The organism is Bradyrhizobium denitrificans, assembly GCF_013179005.1.
In the GTDB taxonomy this organism is placed as follows: Bacteria; Pseudomonadota; Alphaproteobacteria; order Rhizobiales; family Xanthobacteraceae; genus Bradyrhizobium; species Bradyrhizobium denitrificans.
On record NZ_JABFDP010000001.1, the window covers coordinates 304,224 to 316,021 of the forward strand.

The 11,798-nt window shown below is 65.1% G+C and carries 7 protein-coding genes; 2 read left to right on the forward strand and 5 right to left on the reverse strand.

The features are described 5' to 3' along the window. Positions 1-38: 38 nt before the first annotated feature. The 5 genes from HL671_RS01265 to HL671_RS01285 form a co-directional block, all read right to left on the reverse strand. Entirely contained in the window at positions 39-2,657 is a 2,619-nt protein-coding gene (locus HL671_RS01265) for a metallophosphoesterase family protein (protein WP_172235368.1), read from the reverse strand. 74 nt (positions 2,658-2,731) lie between these two features. Further along, a complete protein-coding gene (locus HL671_RS01270) occupies positions 2,732-3,790 on the reverse strand; it encodes an MBL fold metallo-hydrolase (protein ID WP_012041175.1) in 1,059 nt (352 codons plus the stop codon). A gap of 159 nt (positions 3,791-3,949) precedes the next feature. Further along, on the reverse strand, positions 3,950-6,088 hold the full coding sequence (locus HL671_RS01275; RefSeq protein ID WP_172235369.1) for a methyl-accepting chemotaxis protein: 2,139 nt from the start codon (positions 6,086-6,088) through the stop codon (positions 3,950-3,952). A 235-nt stretch (positions 6,089-6,323) separates the two neighbouring features. Further along, on the reverse strand, positions 6,324-7,055 hold the full coding sequence (locus tag HL671_RS01280; protein WP_012041177.1) for an outer membrane protein: 732 nt from the start codon (positions 7,053-7,055) through the stop codon (positions 6,324-6,326). A gap of 219 nt (positions 7,056-7,274) precedes the next feature. Then, positions 7,275-7,583 (reverse strand): hypothetical protein, encoded by a 309-nt coding sequence (locus tag HL671_RS01285; RefSeq protein WP_012041178.1) that lies wholly within the window; start codon positions 7,581-7,583, stop codon positions 7,275-7,277. 270 nt (positions 7,584-7,853) lie between these two features. On the opposite strand from HL671_RS01285, the gene HL671_RS01290 reads away from it, so the two are divergent. Beyond that, positions 7,854-9,569 (forward strand): methyl-accepting chemotaxis protein, encoded by a 1,716-nt coding sequence (locus HL671_RS01290; RefSeq protein WP_012041179.1) that lies wholly within the window; start codon positions 7,854-7,856, stop codon positions 9,567-9,569. 191 nt (positions 9,570-9,760) lie between these two features. Further along, positions 9,761-11,749, forward strand: a complete 1,989-nt coding sequence (locus HL671_RS01295) for a methyl-accepting chemotaxis protein (RefSeq protein ID WP_012041180.1) — start codon at positions 9,761-9,763, stop codon at positions 11,747-11,749. The last annotated feature ends 49 nt before the right edge of the window (positions 11,750-11,798 follow it).

The window sequence follows — 11,798 nt, forward strand, 5'->3', positions numbered from 1 at the left end:
TGGATCGATACGCGTCGTGCACCCGCAGCTTACGACCTTTACGATAGTGGTCTATCCGTTGCGCCGCAAGGTGATGAACTCTCCGTCTCGTCGCGCTCGCCGCGCACCGCCCGGATGATCTTGTCTGTCTGCGCCTGCGCCAGCGTGCGCAGCCACAACCGCTGCTTATCGTCCATGTCCTTGATAGAAGAAGCATAGGAGGATGAATCGACGGTAACCACGCCGATCGTTGCCCAGGGCGGAGGCCGCCGGGCGTCCTCGGTGCCGGTATGATAGACTGGCAAAGCGAGAACGTGGACCGCCTCGTCGTCAGCCTCGGCCGGCGGATACGGCACCGGCGTGATCAACGACTTTGCGACACCTTCGGGGTCGCTGATGACGCCACCATGGCTCCAGGCGATGGTCCGGCGCTGCTGGAAGGCGGCGCCGCTGACGCCATCGCCATAAGGGATGCTGAAGCTCCGCGGCAACTCCTCGCGCCGCGGCCCGGAGCGCCGGCTGAGGACGGGCCTCAGGACAAGATCCGCGGCGTCGTGGACCATCAGCGCGATCGTCCACTTCTCGTCCCGGCTGACGCGGCCGAGTTTCAGCTCCGTTTCCAGGGTCTGCACCAGAAGGTCGAACTGCCTGATCGCTTCGCGGTCGTCAGCCGTCGTGTTCCCCGCATCGATCCGATCGCCCAGATTGAGCAGCGTGCGGTGCCATTCCCGCGTATTGCCGGCGATCGTGCGATTCTCGGGCTCTCCCGGCACCTGCCAGCGCAGCGAATATTGGTAGCCGACCAGCGGGTGCTCGATCACCAGCTTCCATGTCTGCGATGGCGCATCGTAGCTGAGCGCGTGCGCTTCTTCGTGCAACGTGTCGGAGTCGATCTCCAGCCCGGGCGGCGCGCCGGTGGTGTCGTCGAGCTTCGCATCGCCCCACTGATCGATCTCGTAGTTGGGATAACGCGGCGGTCGCCGGCATTCGACATCGGGCTGCACCTGGCCCAGGCTCCGCGGAAACCGCACCTTCAGGATCAATGTCCGCGCCGGAAAGGTGACGCGCACCCCCACCCATTCGTGGTCGAAGCCTTGCGGCCGCGGCTTTCGGGTGCCCCGTTCCAGCCGCTCGACCGCCTCCCATTGCGTCATCATCATGCAGTTGGCGCAGCCATGGCTGAACTCGTAGGGCACCGGCTTGTCGCCCTTTGAGATGCCGCCGCCAGGAAATTTGAGCCAGTAGTAGTCGCATTGCCGGTCGTCTCTCGCGCTCCTCGGATAGTCGGACGCCGGAACGATCTCAAAACCTGCCTTGGCCGTCTCCGGGGCCAGGGTAAGAGTGTCCTGCACGAAATGGCCGTATGTCGGCAGATACATGACCAGCGGGCGCTTGTCGTAGCGGCCGATATCGCCCTGCACACGCAATCCCTTGATCCGATGGGTCACCCAGAGATCGCCATTCTCGGTGATCTCACAGCTCTGCTCGCGCGCCTCGCATTCGATCGGGTGGCGCTCGCGGGCACGAGCATGGGCGCGTCGCTTCGCGGCCGCGAGCGGCTCTTTGTAGACGCGGTAGTCGGCACCGGCCGTGCCGTCCGGTCGTGGCGACTGGCCAGCACCATAGAACACGCTCTTGACCTCGATCTGGCCGGTCGGCGCAATCCTGATCAGATTGATGCTGTTGTGGTTTGTGTTGTCCGGCGTGGCCATGGCGGCGCTGCCGGCGGAAACCACCGCCATCGGGTAGCCATCGCTCGAATCGTCGCCGAAATCGATGCGGGCAAATTGCGTCTTGTGCCAATGGCCATGCAGGATGAGGTCGAACTGATGATTAGCGAGAATCCGCAGCAAGGCACCGGCATTGCGAAACACCATCATGGGCTCGCCGGTCGTCTTGTGCCCGTTCGGTGCAAAGGCGATCGGCAGGACGTGATGGTGCACGATGGCGACGCGCGCCACATAGTTCTCTTTGGCCTGCTGCAGCTTGCTGGGCAGCGCCAGCAGCACGTCATTGTCGACGATGCCGGTCGCCACGCCGAGATTGCCGCCGGACCCGTTCGAGTCGAACATCGCGAGCAGGATCGGCGCCGAACGGGCGACGCGGACCAGCGGCAGCGGCGCTGCGGCAGGCAATAGCCGGGCGAAGTCATCGGCCTGGTCCCAGGGCATGATGGCCCGCCCGCCGAACAGGGCCGCGGTTCGTGCCCATGCCCTGCGGGCCCAGCCGGCGTCCTGCGGGCGGGTGCCGGCCGGCAGTCCGAGTGGCTGCGGGCCGAAATCGAGCACCGCGGTCCTGAGCTTCGCCTGCAGCGCCTGCTCGGCCCGCGCCGTGTTTCCGCCGGAGAATATCCGCTCGAACCAATTCAACCGCGGCATCCCCATCGCGATGCCGCTTTCGAATACGTCATGGTTGCCAGGCACGACGACCAATTCGGCCTTGCGGCCGCGGCCATCGCCCCAACGCTTGTCCGAGCTTTCCTGGGTTCGCCGCAGCAATGTGTCGAGCGCTCCCTTGGCGGTCAGCAGATGCTCCGGCGAGGGATCGTCGACGAGGTCGCCCGATACCACGATGATATGGGGATCGAAGTCGACGACGCAGCCGACGACCGCCTGCCACGTAGCCGCGCTGAAATTCAGTCCGAAATGAATGTCTGAAATATGCGCAATATGGATCATGATCGCTCCACCCGATCATTCTAGTTCGGGTTGAGCGGTGGATGAAAGGGGATCTTCGGACCGCGCGCCGGGTCTCAGGTCGTCCGGTAATGCAGCACGCCGTCGATCTCCTGGCTGGTCAGGCGGCCCTCGACCAGCATGTAGTTGACATGGGCGATCAACTCGCCGGCGGCGAAGCCCATCTGGTGCGGGTCGAGCACATGCTTGTGGAACACGACCGGGACCAGCTGTGCCGAGGTCTTGGATTGCTCGCGACAGGCGTCCGCGATCATCCGGCAGCGCTCCTCATGATGGTCGGCAAGCTGCTTGATGCGGGTCTTGAGGCCGTAGAACGGTACGCCATGACCGGGCAGCACCAGCACGTCATAGGGCAGGGTGGTGGTGAGGCTCGCCAGCGACGCCAGATATTCGCCGAGCGAGTTCTGGTCGGGCTCGACCGCCCAGACGCTGACATTGGGCGAGATCTTGCTCAGCACCTGGTCGGCGGAGAGGAACAGCTTGTCGGCGGCGCAATACAGCATGACCTGGTCGAGCGCATGACCGCCGCCGGTGATGACCTTGAAGCGCCGGCTGCCGATCTGGATTTCGTCGCCATGCGAGATGCGGCGGTAGGACGCCGGCAGCACCGAGACGCGCTGCAGATATTCCTGGCCGCGGCCGAGCAGCTTGTCGGTCAGGGTCTCGTCCATGCCGTGGCGGCGGAAGAACAGCCGCTGCGCGTTGCGGCGCTCCTCGGTGCCGCGATTCTGGTGGTAGACCGATTGCAGATATTCGACCTGCGACATGACCAGCGGGCAGGCGAAGCGCTCGACGATCCAGCCCGCCAGTCCGACATGGTCGGGATGCGAATGGGTGACGATCAGCCGGCTGATCTTCACATGCTTCAGCGGACCGTCGAGCAGCCGCGTCCAGGCGGCGATCGATTCCTCATTGCCGAAGCCGGAATCCACCGCCACCCAGTTGTCGCCGTCGGCAAGCAGATAGATGTTCACATGGTTGAGGCGGAACGGCAGTTTCAGCCGCAGCCACAATACGCCGGTCGCGACCTCCACGACCTGATCCTCTCCGGGATGCTGCTCCCAGGGATATCGCAGGGCCTCGGCGGAGGAATGAACAGTTTCGGTCTTGGTCATGCTCATCGATTAACGGCCGCCGCGGGCGAGCGCCAGCCGAAAAAGACATGGCTGGACGGCATTCCGGGACGCGGCAGGCCGGGGCCGACGACCTTCCCTTCTCACCCTGATCAGCCCGGCCGCAGGAGGGCGTCTCGAAGCGCGAGGTCCGGATGCTGACTACGCCGCTCTGATGTTGGTCAGGAACGCGTCGACCTCGGCGCGCAAGGTGTCGGCCTCGCGGCGCAGCGCCTCCGAGGCGCTCAACACCTCGTTGGCGGAGGTTCCGGCCTGGGCGGAAGCGCTGGAGACGCCGGTGATGTTGTTGGACACCTCGGTGGTGCCGGAGGCCGCCTGCTGGATGTTGCGGGCGATCTCGCGGGTCGCGGTGCCCTGTTCCTCCACGGCGGCGGCAATGGCGGTGGTGACGTTGTCGATCTCGGCGATGGTCTCGCCGATGTTGCGGATCGCCGTCACGGCGGTCGAGGCGACCTGCTGCATCCCCGCGATCTGGGTACGGATCTCGTCGGTGGCCTTGGCGGTCTGGCTGGCCAGGCTCTTCACCTCCTGGGCGACCACGGCGAAGCCGCGGCCGGCCTCACCGGCGCGTGCCGCCTCGATGGTGGCGTTGAGTGCCAGCAAGTTGGTCTGCGAGGCGATCGCCTGGATCAGGTCGACGACGACGCTGACGCGGCTCGCATTGTCGGCGAGTCCCTGCATCGTCGAGTCGGTGGCGCCCGCTTCCTCGACCGCCTTCTTGGCGATCTGGGCCGAGGTCACGACCTGGCGGCCGATCTCCGCGATCGACGACGACAGCTGCTCAGTGCCGGCCGAAACGGTCTGCACGTTGACCGAGGTCTCCTCGGCGGCAGCCGCCACCGCGTTGACCAGTGAATTGGACTGATCGGCGGTCTGCGACATGCTCTGCGCCGTCGTCTGCATCGCGGTGGCGGAGCTCTGCAGATTGGCCAGCGCGCTGCGCACCGTCGCCTCGAACTCGGCGATCCGGGTCTCCATGCGTGTGGCGCGCTCGGCCTTGGCGGCATTCTCGCGATCCTGCTCGGCGGCGAGGGTGCGGGCACGCACCATGTTTTCGCGGAACACCTGCAACGTATCGACCATCGCGCCGATCTCGTCGTGCTGCTTCGAGGCCTGGATCTCGGTATCGAGGTCGCCGCTCGACAGAAGCTGCATCGCCTGCTGCAGCCGCTTGATGCGGCGCAGGATGTTGCCGCCGACATACAGCCAGACGAACAGGACCGAGCCGAGCAGGGTGGCGGCGCCGGCTGCGACCATGCCGAGCGTCGCCAGCTCGATGTCGCGGCCCGCCGTGCTGGTGGCGCCTTCCGTCGATTTGCGAACGCCTTCGACCAGCTGCTGTACGCTGATCTCGAGGCCGACATTGAGCTTGCGGGTCTCCTCCAGCACCGTCTGGCCGTAGTCGTTGGAGTCGAGCTCCTTCTCGCGCGTCTTGAACACGCGGCCCTTGCCCTCGCCGAGCGCTGCGAGCTTCAGCGCAGCGTCCTGGATCGCCTTGGTGCCGCGGCCGCTCGGCAGCAATTCGAGATTCGACTTCAACTGGGCGAGTGCGTCCTTGAACTGCCGCTCGATCGCATCAAGTGTCTCGCTGTCATTGGCCGAGAGCGCCGCTGCCATCTGTGCCACGATCAGATTGCCGGAAGCGGTGACGTTACCGAGTTGCTCGACGAACCGAGCTGCCGCTGTGGCGTCGTCTGCCGAGACCTCTGCCGCACCGAGCACGGCGTTGAGCTGGGTCTGGGCGTCGAGCATCGGCTCGTTCGCCGCCTTGGTGAATTCCTCCTGCGCCTTGCGCAACGCATCATATTGCTGGTTGTGGGTCGCCGCGACGGTCAGGCGCTCGCGTGCGGCTGACACCAGGCTCTGATTGGCCTCGTTGATGTTCTTGATGGTTTCGGCCAGCGGGGCGACCACGCTCTTGTCGGCGCCGAGCGCGCTGATCTCGGCGAGGCGCTGCTGGGTGACCTTCTGGATCTCCTGCATCTTCTTCAGCCGATCGTTGAGCGCATCCTCGCTCTGCGATCCCAGCAACGCGGGACCAAGGCTGGCCAGGCTCGAGCTCTGTGCGAGCATCTGCAGGCTGGAAGTCAGGCGCGGAATGTCGCGGCTCGACAGCTCGACCATGGTGCCGCCGATATGACGCAGCATCAGGCCGGCCGCGACGCTGATGGCGATCGCCATGCCGGCGATGACGGCGAAGGCTGCGAACAGACTGCCCCGGACGCCCCATCTGGGGCGCAGACGACCAAGCGCAGTGCTGAAGCTGAAACGACCTGCCATCTCCGGTTCCCCCGCTACGTGCTACTTTGAGCTGAACTTTGCGGGCAGTATCGCGGCTGGCAGTTAACAAATCCGGGAAATCACCCGGTTCCCGCCGAAAATATGTGCATTTTTGCATTTCGTCGCGCGGGAATTAACGGCGTGGCAAGGGTTATTAGTTCCATGCCGATGGTCCTCAAGCAAAAGGGCCGGCATCGCTGCCGGCCCTTTCTTATTGTTGTTAGACGCCTTGATCTCAGTAGCGGCTGGCGACTGGAGCACCCCAGTTGAAGCGATAGTTCACGCCGGCCTTGAAGGTGTGGTCGTCGGTGGTGAAGCTGCCGGTCGGCACCAGTCCGGCGGGCGCCGTGAAGGTGGCGCTGCCGAAATTGTAGTACTGGTACTCGGCCTTGGCGGACCAGCTCGGTGCGAACATGTATTCGATGCCGGCGCCGACGGTCCAGCCGTTGCGGTGGTCGCCATTGGTGGCGAAGCCGATCTGATTGCCGGCGAGCGTCACCTTCTCGTTATTGTCCGAATAGGCGTAGCCGCCCTTCACATACAGCAGGCCCGGTCCCCAGGTGTAGCCGAAGCGGCCGGTGATCGAGCCGAGGCCGCGCTGGCTGTTGGTGTAGACGAAGCCGCCAGGGAAGGCCGCGCCGACATTGCCGCTTAACCAGCTGTACTGGCCTTCGGCGCCGATCACCCAGGTCGGTGCGAACTGCCAATCCGCGCCCACCTGCACGCCGCCCAGGAAGCGGCCGTTCGAATTGTTGCCGGTGGCGAGGCCCGAGAAATTGTTGTCGCTCGAGAACGCGCCGCCGAGATGCGCGCCGAGATAGAAGCCGGTCCAGTTGTAGATCGGCGCGACATAGGCCGGTGCCTTGGTGGCGTAGGGATAGGAGCGGGCGCCGAGATCGGCGGCAAAGGCGGACTGGGCCGAGGCCAACGCGGCGAGCGCAACGGTTGCGAACAGGATCTTCTTCATGGCGGTCTCCAACACTCAACTAACAAGGCTCGCGCATTGCGCGCCGTCGATGCGTTGGAGATAGATCGAATTTGAATCAAATGCTGTCACTCGCGCAGCACAGTGCCTTCCAACCCACCCCATTCGCGATCCAACATCTTCGCGTAGTTAGCAAAGCGCTAACAAAGGCCGTGGCAAGTCGGGACGACGCGCAGATCTGTGCCGCTGCGGCACAACGGGTTAAGACCCGTTAAGAGCCTGCTGCAGCGTGGCGACCGCATCCTCGAGCTGGCGGCGATGAACGTCGTCCTTGGGAAGCGCTCCGATGCCGGCGGCCATATCGGTGAGGATCGCCGCGAGCAGCCCGTAGTTCAGGTGCATGTGGATCGACTTGCGGACGTCCTCCGCTCCCGGCCGTTCCAGGGTCAGCGCCAATCCGGTCGGTTCGAGATGGGCTTCGAAACGCGACGACCGTTCGAACGTGCCGGCATAAAACTTGTCGGGATATTCGAGCGCGATCTCGGCTTTGTCCGGAATGGGCTTCGACATGGGATCTCCTGGAGGCTCCTGCGGATCTCCGATAGATGCTCGCAGATGCCTGTCGGCGCCTTGCGCCAGGTCAGAGATCTGCAATCGCAGGCTGCGATTCCCGTAGTATCGCGAGTTTGTACGGAACCTATTATTTACCATAAATTAGAGAGGGTTCCGTATGGTGCGGTCGACTTGATGCGCCGCAGCATGAGCTGCCTCTGCATCCGTTCACCGCACGGCGCCCCGAGGCGTGGCGGCACATCTCTCCGCACAAAGGATACGACCTCGATGAAAACGCGGCTCTCGATCTCTGCGCTGATCCTGGCCTTTGGCTTGGTCGTGGCCATCGGTCTGGGGGCGGTGGTCGCCACCGCCATCTACGCGGTCCAGGAGCTGAAGGTCGGCGGGCCGATTTATCACAGTATCAAGCTCGGGAACGACCTCGTCGCCGACATCCTGCCGCCGCCGGAATACGTGATCGAATCCTATCTGGAGGCGACGCTGGCGGTGCTCGATCCGAGCACGCTGGATGCGCGGGCCTCACGGCTGGCGACGCTCAAGAAGGAGTATCAGGGACGCCGGGCATTCTGGACCGGCTCGGGGCTGGAGCCTGGGCTGAAGGCCGAGCTTGTGGAGCGGTCCGATGCCGAAGTCAGCAAGTTCTGGCAGGTGCTGGAGGTCGAGCTGATGCCGGCGCTGCGCAGCGGCGACATGCCGGCCGCGAAGCTCGCTTATCAGCGTCTGACCGCGGCGTATTCCGGCCATCGGGCCGTGATCGACGGCATCGTCGAGCGGGCCAATCAGATGATCGCGGCGATGGAGGCGACGGCGGCGAGCCGCGACAGCGGGATCATGTGGTTTGGTGGGGTGCTGTCGGCCCTGGTCTTTGCGGTCGTTGGTGCGGGCCTGTTCGGCCTGATCAATGGTGTGGTCCGCCCGCTGGCCCGCATGACGCGCACGATGCGCCAGCTGTCGGGCGGCGACCTCGCGGCCGCGATTCCGTATGCCGAAAGGGGTGACGAGATCGGCGCGATGGCGCGGGCGCTTGATGTCTTCAAGACCAACGCGCTGGAGAAGGACCGGCTGCAGAAGCAGGATATCCACCGGAGTGAGGCTGACAAGGAGAAGCAGCGCGCGCTCATGACCATGGCGGAGGCGATCGAGCGCGAGACCAGCACGTCGGTGAGCGCTGCGGCCGGTGCTTCGCGCGATGTGGAATCGGCCGCTGGCGGACTGTCCGGCCTGGCCTACGAACTCTCGGCCGATGCGAACGCGGTGGCTTCGGCCTCGGAGCTGTCGCTGTCCAACGCGCATGTGGTTGCCACCGCCGCCGAACAGCTGAGCGCGGCGATATCCGGCATCGCGGGCCAGGTTGCGCGCGCGACGACGATCACCAAGATGGCCGTGACCGGTCGTGAGAAGGCGACGAGCACGATCCAATCGCTCTCGAAGGCCGTCGACAAGATCGCCGAGGTGTCCAACCTGATCGGCGGGATCGCGCAGCAGACCAACCTGCTTGCGCTCAACGCGACCATCGAGGCGGCGCGTGCCGGCGACGCGGGACGCGGCTTCGCGGTTGTCGCGGCGGAGGTCAAATCGCTCTCCGACCAGACGGCCAAATCGACCGAGGAGATCTCGCGCCTGATCTCGGAGGTGCAAAGCGCCACCAATGCGACGGTCGAGGCCGTCGAAGGCATCGGCGGCCAGATCTCGGAGATCGACGTCGTCGCGGCCTCGGTTGCAGCCGCGATGCATCAGCAGCGCGCGGCGACCGGCGAGATCAGCCGCTCGGTGGCGGCGTCGGCAGCGGCGGCCAAGGACGTCTCGACCAAGATCGCCAATGTCGGTCGCGGCGCTCAGGCCGTGAACGATCGTGCCGTCCAGGTTCGTACCGCGATCACGCAAGTCGTCTCGACCATGTCGTCATTGCAGTCGGCGTTGACCAACGTTGTCGGCACTGCCACCGCCAACTCCGCCGCGTCCGCAACCATGCGGGACCGTTGACCGGCGTAGGGCCGCATTCCTACGGAGCTTAAAATTTACTTCCGTTGAGCGATCGCTCTGCAAGCTGTTCGCATTCTCGGCAGGCGCCGGCCGTTCCGGACCGACCATTCGCGGTGATTGCGCCGGGGGCGGTGGGGACGGACCGGCCATTTGTGTCGTCCGGATCCCCCAACGGAAATGTGTCGCTCGACATGAAGATGCGCCTCTCCATCTCCGCCGTCATTGCAGCGTTCGGTCTCGTGCTCGCCATCGGCTTCGGGGCGGTCGTTCTGACCAGCGCCTATGCCTTGCGGGAGTTGAAGGTCGGCGGCCCGCTCTATGACAAGATCAAACTCGGCAATGATCTCGTTGCCGACATCCTGCCGCCGCCCGAATATGTGCTCGAGGCCTATCTCGAGGCGACATTGGCGCTGCGCAATTCCAAGAACGTGGAGGCGCATGCGAAGAGGTTGGCGCAGCTGAAGAAGGACTATGAGGATCGCAAGACCTTTTGGACCGGTTCGGCGCTGGAGCCCGAGCTGAAGTCGCTGCTGGTCGAGCGCTCCGACGGCGAGGTCCGGAAGTTCTGGCAGACGGCGGAAGCCGAGCTGATCCCGGCGCTGCGCGCCGGCGACATGGCCAAAGCGGATGTGGCCTATGATCGGCTGAGCGATTCCTACACAGCGCATCGCGCCTTGATCGATCGCCTGGTCGAGAAGGCGAACAAGCTCAACTCGGACATGGAGGCCGCCGCGGCAGCGCAAGATCGCAGCATCTCCGCGGTGGTCTGGAGCGTCGCCGGCATCGTGCTGATCCTGGTCGTTGCCGGCATATCGGGGTTGGTGATCGGCGTGGTTCGTCCGCTCTCGCGGATGACCGGCCTGATGCGGCGGATTGCCCAGGGGGAACTATCCGCCGAGATTGCCTATTCCGAACGCGGTGACGAGATCGGCGCCATGGCCCGCGCGCTCGCGGTGTTCAAGACCAACGCGCAGGAGAATGCGAGCCTGCGCGACCGTCAGGAGCGCGACCGCGAGGAGGCCGCCCGGTTGAAGAAGAAGGCCATGCTCGACATGGCCGATGTGATCGAGCGCGAGACCAGCACGTCGGTCGAGGCGGCGGCAGGCGCCTCGCGCCAGGTCGAGGCGGTGGCCAGCGGCCTGTCCGAACTTGCGCATGAATTGTCCGCCGATGCCCAGTCCGTCGCCGCGGCGTCGGAACAGTCGCTGACCAATGCACAGACAGTGTCCTCGGCGGCCGAGCAGCTGAGCTCGGCGATCCGCGAGATCTCCAGCCAGGTCGCGCGCGCCAGCGCCATCACCAAATCGGCGGTGACGGGGCGCGAGAAGGCCAAGACCACCATCGCCTCGCTGTCGCAGGCGGTGGTCAAGATCGCCGAGGTCTCCAACCTGATCGGCGGCATCGCCGAGCAGACCAACCTGCTGGCGCTCAACGCCACCATCGAAGCCGCGCGCGCCGGCGATGCCGGCCGCGGCTTCGCCGTGGTGGCGGCCGAGGTCAAGTCGCTGTCGGATCAGACGGCCAAATCGACCGAGGAGATCTCGCGCCTGATCGGCGAGGTACAGACCACGACGCAGGCGACCGTGGATGTGGTCGAAGGCATCGGCAGCCAGATTTCGGAGATCGACGAAGTCGCCGCCTCGATTGCGGCCGCCATGGAGCAGCAACACGCGGCCACGCAGGAAATCAGCCGGTCGGTCGGCTCTTCGGCTGACGCGGCGCGCGATGTCTCGGCCAAGATCGGCAATGTCGGCAAGGACGCCGGCATGGTCAATGATCGGGCCGTCGAGGTGCGCGGCGCGATCGGCGAGGTGGCATCGAGTCTGACCGCGCTGCGGGCGACGCTGGTGAAGCTGGTCAGGACGACGACCAACGAAGCCGACCGCCGCCGCTCGCCACGGCTGAGATCGAACCTGCCGATCAAGGTGGTCGATGACCGCAAGGGCCCGCTGAAGGCCGATCTGGTCGATATTTCCGAGGGCGGCGCCTGGTTCCGTCTCGAGCCTGAGCCGGGCATCGGCGATCGCGGCACCCTGGAGTTCAGCGGCTTCGCCGGCAGCGTGGCGTATTCTGTTCGCGCCAGGGACAACGACGCCCTGCATGTCGAGTTCGACCCCGGCGCCAATCGCGAGGCTTTTCTCGACTGGTTCAGACGGTCGGTCACGCGACAGGCGGCATGAGCCGATCGCATCATCTTCTTGAGAATGGGATGCGCGCTCGCGAGCGGAG